This is a genomic window from Plantactinospora sp. GCM10030261, from assembly GCF_042666615.1.
Lineage (GTDB): Bacteria > Actinomycetota > Actinomycetes > Mycobacteriales > Micromonosporaceae > KBS50.
Genome location: NZ_JBHTDD010000037.1, coordinates 1 through 13,839, shown reverse-complemented (window position 1 = coordinate 13,839; position 13,839 = coordinate 1). Strand labels below are relative to the sequence as shown.

Genomic DNA, 13,839 nt, shown 5'->3' with positions numbered 1-13,839 from the left:
CGACCCGGCCTGTGGGCGCGGCGCCGGTCGTCCTGCCCTGGAGTGACCACCGAGGCTGGGGAGGCCAGGATGACCACGGAGACGCCACAGCAGTCGGACTCCGCGCAGCACCACGACGCCGTGGAGGGCGAGCGGGGATTCATGCTCGCCATGCTGGTGATGGTGCTTCTCGGGGTGGCCGGCATTTTCGTTACCACCTGAGGTCCTCGCACGGAAGAGCCCCTTTTTAACCGAAAAGGGGGCTCTTCCGTGCCTCAGCGGTCGGCGTGCGGCATTCGTTCGGCGGGGACCACACCGAGACGCCCGGCCTGGTAGTCCTCGACGGCCTGGATCAGCTCGGCCCGGGTGTTCATCACGAACGGCCCGTAGTGCGCCACCGGTTCCCGGATCGGCAGCCCGCCCATAACGTACACGTCCAGCGCCGCGGTGTGCGCGTCCTGCCGGTCGGCGGCGGCGAACCGGATCGCCTCGCCCGACCCGTACACCGCGAGTTGCCCGGTGTGTACCGGACGCCGGCCGGTGCCGACGGTGCCCTTGCCGCCCAGCACGTAGACCAGCGCGTTGAAGTCGGACCGCCAGGGCAGGTCGACCTCGGCGCCGGGCTGCACCGTGACGTGGCTGATCGTGATCGGCGTGTGCGTCGAGCCGGGGCCACGATGACCGCCGATCTCGCCGGCGATCACCCGGACCAGGGCGCCGCCGTCCGGCGTGGTCACCAGGGCCGCCTCCCGACCCCGGATGTCCTGATAACGCGGCGGGCTCATCTTGGCCACCCGGGGCAGGTTGACCCACAGCTGCAGGCCGTGGAACAGGCCACCGCTGGTCACCAGGTGCTCCGGCGGCGCCTCGATGTGCAGCAGGCCACTGCCCGCTGTCATCCACTGCGTGTCGCCGTTGGTGATCGTGCCACCGCCGCCGGTCGAGTCCTGGTGGTCCATGATGCCGTCGATCATGTACGTCACCGTCTCGAAGCCCCGGTGCGGGTGCCAGGCGGTGCCCTTCGGCTCGCCGGGCGCGTAGTCGACCTCGCCCATCTGGTCGAGGTGGATGAACGGGTCCAGCTCCGACATCGGCACTCCGGCGAAGGCCCGGCGGACCGGGAAGCCCTCCCCCTCGTACCCGCTGGGGGCAGTGAGCAGCCGGCGGACCGGCCGGAAGCTGGTGGTGGCCGGGTCCTGCCGGGGGAGCCGGGGCAGGACCAGGACGTCGTCGACGGTGATGGCGGGCATGGGGCAACTCCTAACCGTGAGTCGGCGCGGCGGAGTGGGTGGTCCGCAGCCGGTCGCCGAGCCGTTGGAAGACGCGGGTGAGGACGGCGACCTCGCTCTCGTCGAGGTCGTCCATCAGGTGCGTCCGGACGGACGCCAGGTGGTGCGGCGCGGCCTCCCGCAGTGCCATCAGGCCGGCGGCGGTGAGCACCGCCTCCTGGCCACGCCGGTCCGCCGGGCAGGCCTGCCGGACGACCAGGCCGCGACGCTGCATCGCCGAGATCTGGTACGTGAGGCGGCTGGGCGAGAAGACGAGCCGACCGGCCAACTCGCCCATCCGGAGTCGCTGCCCGGGTGCCTCGGAGAGCAGCACCAGAACGTGGTAGTCGGCAAAGCTCAGCGTGCTGGTCGCGCGAAGCTCGTCCTCGATCTGGGTGAGCAGCCGCTGGCTCGACTCGATGTATGCCCGCCAACAGGCGAGTTCGGTCGGGCTCAGGCTTTCCGTCATGGCGCCACGGTAGCACTCCTTTCAAATTTCAAGAAGCTGTTCCGTGCGCTGCCTATTCCCGACCATCACGAGTGCTTCAGGAAAGGTGTTCAGAATTTGAAGGTACGGTCGACGATGACGCTGGCGAGGTACCGTGTCCGGATGAAGGATCTTGAGCTGGCCGACTGGCGGGAACGGGTGGCGCGGCTGTACGTGTCCGATCTGGGCCTCGCGGAGTTCCGCGCGGCGCGGGACCGGCTGTTCGCCGAGCACCCCCAGTCACCGGTGGCCGGCCGGGCCGACTTCACCGGGCTGCCGTATTTCCCACCCGAACCGGCAGCCGTGGTGGAGGTGCCGCTGCGACCCGCCACCGGAACCGAGTCGATCGACACCGGCGGGCCGGACGGCGTCATCACCTACCGCCGGGTCGGGGTGGCGGAGACCCCGTGGGGTCCGCTCACGCTGTGGTGGATCGAGGCGTACGGGGGCGGCCTGTTCCTGCCGTTCCGGGACGCGACCTGCGGGAAGGAGTCATACGGCGGTGGGCGCTACCTGACCGACACGGTGAAGGGCACCTTCGGGCGCGGGGTGGCCGTCCTGCCGGGGGAGCGGATCCGACTGGACTTCAACTACGGCTACAACCCGAGCTGTGCGTACGACGACCGCTGGGCGTGCCCGCTGGCGCCGCGGGAGAACTGGTTGACGGACCCGATCCGAGCCGGCGAACGTGTCTGATCCGTGGCCGAGGGCTGCGACCCGTGCGGCACAGCCCTCGCCCACGTTTGTCGATCAATGAGCGGTCTGCTCGGGCGGTAACGGCTGCGGGTTCAGCCGAGCCAGCATCTGCCGGGCCTGCTCGGCGAAATCCGCGTCCGCGGTCACCGCGTACTCGCTGGCCTGCAGCGTGCTGGCGGAGCTGAAGTCCCGGCGACCCCCGGTCATCGAGTGGGCGATGGCGCCGAAGATCGCTCCCCACACGGCGCCGATCACCAGCGCGACGACGATGATGGCCAGCCAGTTGCCGGCCGTGAAGATGCCGAACAACAGGCCGATGAACAAACCGAACCAGGCGCCCGTACCGGCTCCGGCCAGGGCCGCCCGGCCGGTATCCAACCGGCCCAGGACCGTTTCCACGAGACGCAGGTTCGTCCCGACGATCGCCGTGTGCTCCACGGGGAACCGGTTGTCGGCCAGGTGGTCGACCGCCCGTTGGGCCGAGGCGTAGTCCGGGAACGAGCCGATGGTGACGCTCGGCCGGCTCGCCTCCGGTCGACCGTCGCCGCTGGGCGGGCCGGCGGGCCGCCCACTGGGCCCCGGAGGAAACGTGCTGGTACTACCCGTCCGCGACCGTCCAGGCACCCAACCCGGCGTGGTGTTCCTGGTCATGAGCTGCCTCCTTCGTCGCTGGGGGATTCCCGGCACCGCGCGGCGGTAACGTCCCGTCGCCACTCGGTCGCCCTCGCCCATGGCCGCCTCGCCGCCATGGCTCGGCCGGTCACCCTGCCGGTTTAGGGCGGCACACGCTGATCCGTCTCCGCGCCTTCGCGAGGTTGTCGACAACGGCTGCCGGTCCGGTGCGTCGCGGCGCCGCTGGCCAGGGCGTCCGTCCGGTACCGGAGAATGACGGCGTGCGTCTGCTCATCACCGCCGACACCCATGTGCCGAAGCGGGCCCGCGACCTGCCCGCCTCGTTGTGGTCAGCCGTCGAGGCCGCCGACGTGGTGATCCACGCGGGCGACTGGGTCGACATAACGCTGCTCGACGTCCTCGCCGCCCGCAGCCGCCGGCTGATCGGCGTGTACGGCAACAACGACGGTCCCGACCTGCGCGCCCGGCTGCCCGAGGTGGCGCGCGCCGAGTTGGCCGGTGTGCGCCTGGCCGTGGTGCACGAGACCGGGCCGAAACAGCGACGGGAGGAGCGGTGCGCGGACCGCTTTCCCGATGTCGACGTACTGGTCTTCGGCCATTCGCACATCCCGTGGGACACCGTGGCACCGAACGGCCTGCGGCTGCTCAATCCCGGCTCGCCCACCGACCGGCGCGCACAGCCGTACGCCACCTATCTCACCGCCGAGGTCACCGACGGGTCGCTGCGCCGGACGACGCTGCACCGGCTGCCGAGGTGACCGGCGGGGCGCGCCTCGTCCTCCACCGCCTCTGCTCACCCGACCTCTAAGATCGCTCGAATGAACGATGGCCGGGCTGGTGTGGTGGTGGTGGGCGCCGGCATCGCGGGGCTTGCCTGCGCCGGTGAGCTGGCCGCCGCCGGAATACCCGTCGGCGTGCGGGAGCGGGGGCGCGTGCCGGGAGGCCGGATGGCGAGCCGGCGGTTCGACGGCCGCCCGGCGGATCTCGGTGCCGCCTATTTCACCGTCGACGACCCGGACTTCGCCGAGGTGGTGGACCGCTGGCGGCGGACGGGCCTGGCCCGGCAGTGGACCGACGCCTTCCAGGTGTACGAGTCGACCGGCCGGCGCGCCGAGACCGGCCCGATGCGGTGGAGCGCCCCCACCGGGCTCCGCTCGTTGGTCACCGATCTGGCGAGCCAGTTGCCGGTGACCACCGATCGGCTGGTCAGCATGGTCGAGCCGGGGCCGCGGGTGGACGGCGAGCCGGTCGAGGCGGTGGTGCTGGCGATGCCCGGACCGCAGGCCGCCTGGCTGCTCGACCCAGGGCTGGGGACGGCACTGGCCGCCGCTCAGGCGCAGCGCTGGCAGCCCGCCCTCGCCGTGGTGCTGCGCTACACCGAGCGGTGCTGGGACGACTTCGCGGGTGCGTTCGTCAACGACCATCCGGTGCTCAGCTCGGTCTGGGACGACGGCGACCGGCGCGGCGACCGGGCTCCGGTGCTTGTCGCACACACGACTGCCGAGTTCGCCCAGAGCCACCTCCCGCAGCCGACGTCCGCGGCCGGTGCCGGCGAGGCGGCGGTACGCGAGCTGCTCGGCCTGCCGAAGGCGGAGCACGTGTTCGTGCACCGGTGGACGTACGCCCGGCCCGAACGGACTCCGGCCGGAACCGTGCCGTACCACCTCGACGACGACAACATCGGCCTGGCCGGGGACGCGTTCGGCAAGCCTCGGGTGCAGACCGCCTGGCGCTCGGGCCGCGACCTGGGTCGGGCGCTGGCCGCCCGGCTGTCCTGAGGTCAGCCAGGTCAGCCCCTCGCGGCGGAGCCGGCCAACCGCTGGCCGGCCGTCTCGGTCCGCTCGCCCTGCCGGTCCAGCCACCGCATCACCGGGGTGGCGGCGACACCGTGCAGCACCACCGACACGATCACCACCAGTCCGACTGTGGCCCACAGCAGGTCGGCCTGCGGAAAGGCGGCGTGCGACGTGGCGTACGCCAGGTAGTAGAACGATCCGACACCGCGGATGCCGAACGCGGCGATGACCCAGTGTTCCGCTGGCCGCCCTGGCGCACCGCGCAGCGACAACCAGCCGGCCAGCGGCCTGACCACCAGGACCAGGGCCAGCCCGACGAGGGCCGCCGGCCAGGTCAGCGGCTCCAGCAGGCCGCCCACCACGGCGCCGCCGAAGAGCAGCAGGAGCAGGACGGTGAGCAGTCGTTCCACCTGTTCGGCGAAGTCGTGCAGCACCTGGTGGAACTCGTGGGAACGCTCGGCGGACCGGATCGCCCGAGCCGCCACGAACACCGCCAGGAATCCGTAGCCGCCGATCACCTCCACCACCCCGTACGCCAGGAAGGTGGCCGCCAGGGCGAGGAAGCCCTCGGCGTGCCGAGCCAGCCGGAGGGTCTCCGACGGCGCCCGGAAGAACAGCTTGCCGAGCAGCCACCCGATCAGCAGGCCACCCCCGACGCCCACGGCCAGCTTGTACGCCACGTCGATCGACAACCAGTGGCCGAGCCAACCGCCCGGCGCGAGGCCGACCGTGGCGATCGCGATCGCGGCGTAGACGAACGGGAAGGCGAGCCCGTCGTTGAGCCCGGCCTCGCTGGTGAGCGCGAACCGCACCTCGTCCTCCGAGTCCTCGGTCTCGGTCGGCTCACCGACCTGGACGTCGGAGGCGAGCACCGGATCGGTGGGAGCCAGTGCGGCACCCAGTAGCAGGGCGGCCGCCGGCACCAGCCCGGCCCACCACCAGCCGAGGACGGCGACCGCCGCGATGCACACCGGCATGGTGATGGCGAGCAGCCGCCACGTCGAGGACCACCGCCGCCACCCGAAGGGCCGATCGATCTTCAGACCGGCACCCATCAGGGCCACGATCACCCCGATCTCGGTGAGGTGGGTGGCGAGCTTCGCGTCGGTCAGCGGATCGGGCCAGGGAAGGCCGAGTGGCAGGCCGAACACGAGCATGCCGAGCCCGAGAAAGGCGATCGGCATGGACAGTGGGCGGCGTTCGACGAGCCGGGGCAGCACCCCGGCGAGCAACGCGCCCACCCCCGCCACCGCGAACACCAGATCGACTGGATCCACGCCGCCCCCATCCCACCCATCATCGTGATCGTGATTTCTTTTCCGGACCAACGGGCTTTCACACCGGCCGGCCGGTGTGGGATGGGTCGCGGGCCGGGTGAGGTGGCGGGTCGCGCCGGGAAAGGATCAGCCGAGCCGGGCCAGTGGTGACTCGGACAATGAGGCCAGCAGGTCCGCCGGATCCTCGTAGACGGCCGTCGCCCCGGCCCCGGCCAGCTCCGCCCGACCCGTGCCGCCGCAGGTCAGCGCCACGCAACCGATGTCCAGCCGGGCCGCGGCGAGCACGTCCCAGACAGAGTCGCCGATGAACAGCACCCGATCGGCGGACAGGTCCGCCTTGGCGAGGGCGGTGGCGACGATGTCCGGGGCGGGCTTGCTCTGCTCGGCGTCCGCCGCCGACGTCACCGCGGTGAGCACGTCGTCCACGCCGAGCGTGGCGCGCAGCGCCGCCGCCTCCGGCTCCGACGCCGAGGTGGCCAGCACCACCTTCAGGCCGCGAGCCGCGCAGGCGCGTACCAGGTCGGCGGCGCCGGGCAGCGGCCGCAATCGATCCCAGTACGTGGCGAAGTGGGCGCTGTGTCCGTCGACGACCTTGCCGTCGGCGGACCGGTCCCGGTCGGACCCGAGCAGGTGGTCCAGCAGCTTGTCGGAGCCCATCCCGATGGCCCGGTGGATGTTCGCCATCGGTACGTCGTGGCTGAACTGTCGAAACGCCTGCCACCAGCTCACCGAGTGGAGGTACGTGGTGTCGACAAGGGTGCCGTCGACGTCGAACAGCACTCCCGCGGATTGGTTAGCCGTCATCGCCATCTCCTACCCGACGGGTTTCCGGCGATGCCTTTCTCACCCGTCCGGGTCGGCGGCTCGGTCACCGGGCGGGATCAACATCTCGAACCAGACCGTTGAGCCGCGTACCGTCGGGTCGGTTCCCCACGCGTCACTGAGCTGTTCGATCAGGCCCAGGCCCCGGCCACGGCTGCTCAACGCTTCGGTGCGGGCCCGGACCACCCGGCCCCGGGTGCCGCTGTCGGCCACCGAGACGAGCAGGCGTTCCGGGCTCAGGTCGATCTCGACCCGGGCCGCCGTGCCGGCGTGCAGCAGGGCGTTCGTGGTCAGCTCGCTGGTGCACAGCACCGCGGCCCCCACCACCTGGTCGGGGACCTGCCAGGCGGTGAGCTGGTCGGTCATCCAGTGCCGCACCCGGCCCGGCGCGGTGGGTTCCGCCGGCACCTCCATGGCCGCCGACCGGCTCGGGGTGACCGCGTGCTCGACCGCCAGCACCGCGACGTCATCGTCGGTGGCGCCCGGCACGGCGGTGCTCGCCACCGCGCACAGCGTGCGGGGGTCCCCGGCCGGTGCCGCGGCGATCGCACCGGCGAGCCCGGCGAAGCCCTCGGTCAGCCCCTGACCTCGGCGCTCGACCACACCGTCGCTGTAGAGCAGGAGCGTGTCGCCGGGGGCCAGTCGCAGGTCCGTCGCCATGCGCCGGCCGCCGAGACCGAGCGGAGCACCAGGGGGTACGTCAAGGAAGTCGGCGCGGGCCCGGCCGTCGGTGCCGGTCCGCCGGACCAGTGGCGCGGGGTGCCCCGCGCTGGAGAGCGTCATGGTGCCGTCGGCGGGGTCGATCACCCCGTACGCCACGGTCACGAAGAGTTCATCGCTACGTGCCTCGGCGCCCAGGCTTCCCACCAGCCGGTCGAGGCCGCGCAGCACGGCCGGCGGGTCGGGATCGTTGAGCGCGAGCGCGCGCAGCGCCGCCCGGACCTGGCCCATGAGGGCGGCTGCCTGCACGTCATGACCGACCACATCGCCGAGCACCACGGCGAGCTGCCCGCCCGGCAGCAGGAACGCATCGTAGAAGTCGCCGCCGGCGGCGTTGCCGTCGACGCCCGGTTCGTACCGGGCGGCCAACCGCAGCCGCGGCAGTTCCGGCAGATACTCCGGCAGCATGCTGCGTTGCAGCAGTTGCGCCGTACCGTGCTGGTTTTCGAACCGGCGAGCCCGTTCGGCGGCCTGGGCGACGAGTTCGGCGGCGGCGGCGAGCAGCGCCCGCTCGGACGGCGTCCACGGATGGGAATCCCGGTAACCGACGGTGAGCGCGCCGCGCAGCGACGGTGTGCGCAACGGGACCGCGGCCAGCGCCCTGATGCGCTCGTCGTGGCGGTCCGTGGCGGACTGCGCCAGCGGCTGACCGTCGCTTTCGAAGCTGGCGCGACCGGTGCCCGCGGTGGTCACGAGCGGAGCCTCGGAGTCGGCCGGATGCCGGCGCCAGAGCGGGGGCAGCCGTTCGTCGACCTCGTCGAGCAGTTCGCCGCGGACCCGGCGGACCACCCGCCAACCGGGGCCGTCGTCCACCCCGAAGGCCACCTGGTCGGCTTCGAACGAGTCGATCGCATAGCGCAACCCGGCGCGGGCGACGTCATTGAGGGTCAGGGTGCCGGACAGCGCCGAGGTCAACGCGCTGAGGTTCTCGAGCCGCCGGGTCAGGGGCGCGGTCTCCACCGCGACCACCAGGACTCCGAGCACCGCGCCGTCGTCGTCGCGGATCGGCGAGCACCCCCGGGTGAAGACCCGCGAGCCGGGCCGGCCGCCGCCGGTGGGCGCCAGGGGAAGGACCTGATCGGAGTCGTGGCATGCCTCGCCCGTGCGGTAGGCCCGTTCGACCAGGTCCCCGATGCCCGGATGGCGCCAGGCGTCGGCGAACACATCGGCGGCCGGATGACCGAACGCGTCGGGGTGCCGGGGGCCGAGCAACTCGGCGAAACGGTCATTGTAGACCAGGATGTGACGTTCGCCGTAGGCCACGGCCATCGGGACGGCGGCGGCCAGCGTAGCCTCCACCACCGCGCGCAACGCGGGAGGCCAGGTGCCGGGCTCACCGAGCGGCGTCTCCGACCAGGCGCGGGTGGCCGGCTGGCGGGCGCCCCGACCCGGCGCGTCGTGCGCCGGAGCGGAAGGCGCAGGGACCGACCCTGCCGTACCTGGCATGGCAGAAGCCTAACCGGCCAGGACGACCATGGGCGGCAGGCCGTGGCGCGGGACGGCACGGGCCGTCGTTTTCCCTCGTCACCAGCAGGTTGTCGGCGCCGAGGACGGGTAAGCGCCGGGCGCACAGCCCAGGTGACAGGAGGGACATCATGCCCGAAACCGTCGCGGTTCAACAGGTGGACATCGCGGCCGGGTGGAACGACTTCTGGCGAGCGGCGGTGCTCTTCGTGCCGCGCGCCATCGGCTTCTTGGTGATCTTGATCGTCGGTTGGATCATCGCCCGGCTCGTCCTGAAGGGTGTCGACGCGGTGCTGGAACGGGTCGGTTTCGACCGGGCCGTGGAGCGCGGCGGCGTCGGCCGGATGCTCGAACGCACCCGGTACGACGCGAGCGACATCCTGGCCCGACTCGCCTACTACGCGGTGCTGCTGTTCACGCTGCAGTTCGCGTTCGGCATCTGGGGGCCGAACCCGATAAGCGACCTGATCAGTTCGGTGGTCAGATGGCTACCGCAGGCCTTCATCGCGATCGTCATCGTGGTGATCGCGGCGGCCATCGCCAGCGCCGTACGGGATCTCGTCACCGGCGCGCTCGGCGGCCTGTCGTACGGTCGACTGCTGGCCGACGTCGCCGCCGTCTTCATCATCGCGCTGGGTGTGATCGCCGCCCTGAACCAGGTCGGCGTCGCCACGACGGTCACCACGCCGGTCCTGATCGCCGTGCTGGCCACCATCGCCGGAATCCTGATCGTGGGCGTCGGCGGCGGACTGGTGCGCCCGATGCAGCAGCGGACCGACGGGTGGCTGAAGCGGATCGAGGAGGAGAACCGGCAGCGGCGCGGGCGGGCCTATGAGGCGGGTCGCGGCGACGTCGACCGGCAGATGGCCGACCGGACCGGCGCGGGTGCGCGAGAGCCGACGAGCACGTCAGCCCCGGGCACATACCGGGGTGGCGAGAGCGGCGGCACGGAGGCCACCGGTCCCGGCATGCCGGGGCGTTGAGTCGACCGGTCGCTGAGTTCACCGGGGTCGCCGCGGCCGGTGTGCTGGGCTGGCCGGGGTCGCTGTGACCGGTGTGCCGAGTTCGCCCGGTTGACGGCTGGCGGTCGGGAGCTAAGGCTCCGGCCGCCAGCCCTGACCCGCCTCGCGCGGCCGGCGAGCGGCGGGCGGCATCGGCGCCGGCTCTTGCGCCAATGCGCAGACGGCCAGCAGTCGGGTGAGTACCCAGTCGGCCTCCACCCAGCGCACCGGTGACGCGGGTGGTCGCCAGCCCAGGTCCAGGGCGCTGTCCCGCACACCCTCGGCGTACGCGGCGAGGATGGACGCGCGAACGGCCGGCCGGCCGAGCGTCCCGTCCAGCCGCCCAGCGGTCGGGGCGAGCCGATCGCGGACCGCGGCGGCGTGCTGGTCGACCGCGGCCAGCAGGGCCGGTTGCCGCGCTGCGGCGGCCAGCCCCGCCGAGCCGAACGTGGTCAGCATGGCGGCGAGCACCGGGTGCGTCCGTCGACGCGGCTTCCGGCTCGTCAGGCGAGCGTCGGGGCTGGTCATGGTGACTGAGGCTACCTGCGCGTACGGCGGAACGACCTCGGCCGGACGGCGGGTTCTCACGTGCCGTGGCGACGGCTCACGTCGGGTCCTGCCGCCGGTGGCGACGGCTCACGTCGGGTCCTGCCGCCGGTGACGACGGCGCCCCGCTGGACGGTGTCTCAGTTGTCGGTGGCGTCCGCGCTCGCCGGACGACGTCGCGCCGCGTCGTCGGCGAGAATGACCGTGGCCACCAGCAGCGCGACGCAGACGCTGAACAGCCAGGACTCGTCGGCCACCAGGCGGGCGGAGAGTGGCGCCTGCATGGCGGCCAAGAGGAAGCCCAGCCACGCGAGGCGACGCTGACGCACAGAGAAGAATCCGGAACCCTGTCGCATTCCGGCAAGTCTGCCCGCTCTCGGGTCGGATGCCGTCAGCCGATCGGGCCATTTTCCGGGTGAATTGTCGGTTAGATGGTGATCGTGCGCGGCGGGTCGGCGACTCTCCGTGGTCGAGTATCCGGTGTCGCGTGACGACCGTGCCGTCCGTCCTACCCATCGTACAAATTCGCGACCCTGACGGTCGGCGGGGGCGTGGCCCCGTACCGTCCGTTCGTGGCGAGTCGGATCGGCCCGCCGGCCAACCGTCACGCGAAGCTCGGAGGTGCGCCCGGTCATGTCGGACGCCGTCCTCGGCCGGGACCCGGTGACCACGGCGGGCCGGCCGTCCCGGGTGCCACCACGCGGGTCTCTCCTGCTGTTCGCCTATCTGGCCTTCGTCAGTCTCGGACTGCCAGACGGTCTGCTCGGGGTGGGTTGGCCGTCGATGAGTGCCGACTTCGCGGTGTCCACCGAGTCCGTCGGCCTCCTGCTGACCGCCGGCACTGTCGGCTACCTGACCTACGACACGGGTGTTGTGGGCAAGTCTGGCCGGCATGGCGGCCGGCGCGGCGGTGGTCGCGGTACCCGGGCCGGGCTGGTTGGCGGCGGTCGGTATGGCCGTCATCGGCTTCGCGGCGGCGCCGGTGTTCCCCCTGATCACCCTGACCACGAGGGATCGGGTCGGTGCCGGCCACGCGGATCGGACCATCGGGGTGCAGATCGGTGCCGCCGGTCTTGGCGGCGCGTTGCTACCCGCCGGGATCGGAGTGCTGCTCGGTCGGTACGGTCCGGAGGCGCTGGGCCCGCTGCTCACCGTGCTGTCGTTGCTGATGTGCGTCTTCTACCTGGCCGCTTCGCGGCTACCGGTCCGTCGGTGAGCCATACAGGTGAGCGCCGTCGTGTGTGGACCGGGCCTGTCGATGATCAGCATTGAGTTTCCAGACAACCGAGGCGCGGAAGGTTCGCGTATCTGCACCGGGCTGCCAACACGGGAGCCTTTCCTGCGCAGTCAGTGCGGGCCGGACCGGCCGGTCGTCGACGGGCGGAACGGGCGGTCCGGGTCGGTGGGCTCCCGACGGCTGTCGTCGACCGCGCCGGGCTCCGTCGACGAGGTCCGGGTCTCGTCGGTGGCCTCCGGCCCGTGCCCGAACGCCGCCTCCGCGCCCGCGTCGTTGCCGGTCACGTCGTCAACCTGGCCGTCCTCGGCGGAGGTGGCCATGGCCCGTTCCAGGTCACTGAGCGGAAGTTGTTCCTCGTCCCGCCATACGGCTCGGTCGTTGTCGGTCATGTCCTCAGCCGTACCCTATGGCCGGTGAGCCAAACGGGCAGGTGGACCGTACGGCCGCGGACGGCGTGACCGTTGCCGCGGATCGCCGGTGACACCCCTGGCGGCCGTGCACACCGCGGCCGCCGGGAACACACGGCCGGCTGTCGGGGACGTGAAACGCCCCGGCCGCCGGATCCGATGGGGATCCGGCGGCCGTTCCTGCGGGCGCATACCCGACCGTTCTACCAGCGGGTCGACTCGTTGCTATGACCCAACGCGGCCCACACCTCCGAGACGGTCTGGAACCGCACGCCTTCGGGCAGCCGGTCCAACTCGTCCAGCACGTCGGCCGGGGCCTCGTTGCGTTCGGCGTTCTCCCGGAGCGACGCGCGGTCCCCCGGGAGCGCGGAGAGGGTGATGAAGCGGCCCAGCCGGCTGCGCTCCTCGACCTCTTCGCTTGTCATCCCCTGCGGCGGGCCGTTGCGGGTACGGCCGTCCGGTGCCCGGGTGACCTCCGGCTGGTCCTCACCGGACGGCTCGGGGGTGTGCCACTCCTCGGCCCGGCCGCCGGCGGTGCCGTGCACCATGCCGCTGACCTCATTGCTCATCTGCTCGTCGACGCGCGGTCCGTGTTTGCTGTTGCCACGTTCCATGTCTGCTGCGCTACCCGGCGGTATGCCGGCTAAACGCCATCCCGCGCCAGGACGGGGGGACCGTGCCGGTCCGGTGACGCAGCTCAGGTCGGCGCGTGCGAGGGCGTGCTGACCGGAGCCGGTTGTTTGCCGTCGGCCGGGGCGGGAACGCCGGGGAGTCCATCGGACGGGTGAGGAGGGATCGGCATGCCCGGACGCGAGGTACTGCCCAGCACGCTGCGGCGCTCCGACTCGAAGGCGCAGCGCACCTGGGCCGAGACCCACGACTCGGCGGTCAAGACGTACGGCGAGGGGGAGCGGGCGCACCGCGCCGCCTTCGCGGCGGTGAAGAACGCGTTTGAGAAGGTGGGCGACCACTGGGAACGCAAGGGGCGCAAGGGGCCGAGTGACCGGCAGGCGGCCGGTGGCGGCCCGGCGCGGCGGGCGCCGACGGCGGGCGGCGTGGACGCCAACGCGCCGAAGGAGCACCTGATGGCGGTGGCCCGGAAGCTGAACCTGCCCGGGCGGTCGCGGATGACCAAGCCGGAACTGGTCAAGGCGCTCCAGAAGGCCAGCACCCGCAAGACCGCGCAGGCGCGCGCCACGAACACGTCTGGCGGGCGGTCCAGGGCCGGTGCCCCGGCGAAGAAGGCCAGTTCCCGGTCCAAGGCCGGTAGCCCGGCCAAGGCCAGGGCGTCGAAGGCCGGCAACCGAGGTCGCACCCGTTGACCCCCGTCGCCGCCCACCCACCCCCGTCGCCGCCCACCCCGTCGATGCCCGTCCCGTCGATGCCCGTCCCGTCGATGCCCGTCCCGTCGATGCCCGTCCCGTCGATCTAGATCGGCGGGGTGGGCGACGGGGGGGGACGGGTGGGCGGTGGGGGGCGGGGGGGACGGGGTGGGTGGGGGGGTCA

General features: G+C 72.2%; 16 protein-coding genes and 1 pseudogene. 7 read left to right on the top strand and 10 right to left on the bottom strand.

Going from position 1 to position 13,839, the window contains the following annotated elements; translation table 11 throughout:
* The first annotated feature begins 69 nt into the window (after window positions 1–69).
* Entirely contained in the window at window positions 70–201 is a 132-nt protein-coding gene (locus tag ACFQUZ_RS29140; RefSeq protein ID WP_377447933.1) for a hypothetical protein, read from the top strand.
* A gap of 53 nt (window positions 202–254) precedes the next feature.
* Here ACFQUZ_RS29140 and ACFQUZ_RS29135 read toward each other — a convergent pair whose 3' ends face one another.
* The gene (locus ACFQUZ_RS29135; RefSeq protein WP_377447931.1) at window positions 255–1,229 is read right to left on the bottom strand and encodes a pirin family protein; all 975 of its coding nucleotides are present in this window, start codon (window positions 1,227–1,229) and stop codon (window positions 255–257) included.
* 10 nt (window positions 1,230–1,239) lie between these two features.
* Window positions 1,240–1,716 carry a MarR family winged helix-turn-helix transcriptional regulator gene (locus ACFQUZ_RS29130; protein WP_377447929.1) on the bottom strand — a complete coding sequence of 159 codons (477 nt, stop codon included), beginning with the start codon at window positions 1,714–1,716 and terminating at the stop codon, window positions 1,240–1,242.
* Window positions 1,717–1,857: 141 nt separating this feature from the next.
* On the opposite strand from ACFQUZ_RS29130, the gene ACFQUZ_RS29125 reads away from it, so the two are divergent.
* Window positions 1,858–2,430, top strand: a complete 573-nt coding sequence (locus ACFQUZ_RS29125; RefSeq protein ID WP_377447928.1) for a DUF1684 domain-containing protein — start codon at window positions 1,858–1,860, stop codon at window positions 2,428–2,430.
* 54 nt (window positions 2,431–2,484) lie between these two features.
* On the opposite strand, the gene ACFQUZ_RS29120 is transcribed toward ACFQUZ_RS29125, so the two are convergent.
* Complete coding sequence (locus tag ACFQUZ_RS29120; RefSeq protein WP_377447926.1) at window positions 2,485–3,081, bottom strand: general stress protein; 597 nt, start codon at window positions 3,079–3,081, stop codon at window positions 2,485–2,487.
* Between the two features lie 242 nt (window positions 3,082–3,323).
* On the opposite strand from ACFQUZ_RS29120, the gene ACFQUZ_RS29115 reads away from it, so the two are divergent.
* Both ACFQUZ_RS29115 and ACFQUZ_RS29110 read left to right on the top strand, forming a co-directional pair.
* Window positions 3,324–3,821, top strand: a complete 498-nt coding sequence (locus tag ACFQUZ_RS29115; protein WP_377447924.1) for a metallophosphoesterase family protein — start codon at window positions 3,324–3,326, stop codon at window positions 3,819–3,821.
* 81 nt (window positions 3,822–3,902) lie between these two features.
* On the top strand, window positions 3,903–4,841 hold the full coding sequence (locus ACFQUZ_RS29110) for an NAD(P)/FAD-dependent oxidoreductase (protein ID WP_377448017.1): 939 nt from the start codon (window positions 3,903–3,905) through the stop codon (window positions 4,839–4,841).
* A gap of 11 nt (window positions 4,842–4,852) precedes the next feature.
* On the opposite strand, the gene ACFQUZ_RS29105 is transcribed toward ACFQUZ_RS29110, so the two are convergent.
* The 3 genes from ACFQUZ_RS29105 to ACFQUZ_RS29095 all read right to left on the bottom strand — a co-directional run bounded on the left by ACFQUZ_RS29105 (window position 4,853) and on the right by ACFQUZ_RS29095 (window position 9,124).
* Complete coding sequence (locus ACFQUZ_RS29105; RefSeq protein WP_377447922.1) at window positions 4,853–6,136, bottom strand: cation:proton antiporter; 1,284 nt, start codon at window positions 6,134–6,136, stop codon at window positions 4,853–4,855.
* 126 nt (window positions 6,137–6,262) lie between these two features.
* Entirely contained in the window at window positions 6,263–6,940 is a 678-nt protein-coding gene (locus ACFQUZ_RS29100; protein ID WP_377447920.1) for an HAD family hydrolase, read from the bottom strand.
* 39 nt (window positions 6,941–6,979) lie between these two features.
* Window positions 6,980–9,124 carry a SpoIIE family protein phosphatase gene (locus ACFQUZ_RS29095; protein ID WP_377447918.1) on the bottom strand — a complete coding sequence of 715 codons (2,145 nt, stop codon included), beginning with the start codon at window positions 9,122–9,124 and terminating at the stop codon, window positions 6,980–6,982.
* A gap of 149 nt (window positions 9,125–9,273) precedes the next feature.
* Here ACFQUZ_RS29095 and ACFQUZ_RS29090 point away from each other — a divergent pair, with 149 nt between their 5' ends.
* A complete protein-coding gene (locus ACFQUZ_RS29090; protein ID WP_377447917.1) occupies window positions 9,274–10,125 on the top strand; it encodes a hypothetical protein in 852 nt (283 codons plus the stop codon).
* A gap of 111 nt (window positions 10,126–10,236) precedes the next feature.
* On the opposite strand, the gene ACFQUZ_RS29085 is transcribed toward ACFQUZ_RS29090, so the two are convergent.
* Together ACFQUZ_RS29085 and ACFQUZ_RS29080 are read right to left on the bottom strand one after the other, a co-directional pair.
* The gene (locus ACFQUZ_RS29085) at window positions 10,237–10,671 is read right to left on the bottom strand and encodes a DUF6401 family natural product biosynthesis protein (protein WP_377447916.1); all 435 of its coding nucleotides are present in this window, start codon (window positions 10,669–10,671) and stop codon (window positions 10,237–10,239) included.
* Window positions 10,672–10,829: 158 nt separating this feature from the next.
* A complete protein-coding gene (locus tag ACFQUZ_RS29080) occupies window positions 10,830–11,045 on the bottom strand; it encodes a hypothetical protein (protein WP_377447915.1) in 216 nt (71 codons plus the stop codon).
* 512 nt (window positions 11,046–11,557) lie between these two features.
* Between ACFQUZ_RS29080 and ACFQUZ_RS29075 the strand changes: the two genes are divergently transcribed.
* Window positions 11,558–11,905, top strand: coding sequence for a hypothetical protein (locus tag ACFQUZ_RS29075; protein WP_377447913.1), 348 nt, complete (start codon window positions 11,558–11,560; stop codon window positions 11,903–11,905).
* A gap of 131 nt (window positions 11,906–12,036) precedes the next feature.
* On the opposite strand, the gene ACFQUZ_RS29070 is transcribed toward ACFQUZ_RS29075, so the two are convergent.
* Both ACFQUZ_RS29070 and ACFQUZ_RS29065 read right to left on the bottom strand, forming a co-directional pair.
* Window positions 12,037–12,315: a hypothetical protein gene (locus ACFQUZ_RS29070; RefSeq protein ID WP_377447911.1), complete on the bottom strand. Its 279-nt coding sequence runs from the start codon at window positions 12,313–12,315 to the stop codon at window positions 12,037–12,039.
* Between the two features lie 221 nt (window positions 12,316–12,536).
* On the bottom strand, window positions 12,537–12,947 hold the full coding sequence (locus tag ACFQUZ_RS29065; RefSeq protein WP_377447909.1) for a DUF2795 domain-containing protein: 411 nt from the start codon (window positions 12,945–12,947) through the stop codon (window positions 12,537–12,539).
* Between the two features lie 186 nt (window positions 12,948–13,133).
* On the opposite strand from ACFQUZ_RS29065, the pseudogene ACFQUZ_RS29060 reads away from it, so the two are divergent.
* A pseudogene (locus tag ACFQUZ_RS29060) lies at window positions 13,134–13,556 on the top strand (ChaB family protein); the annotation flags it as partial.
* Window positions 13,557–13,839: the final 283 nt, after the last annotated feature.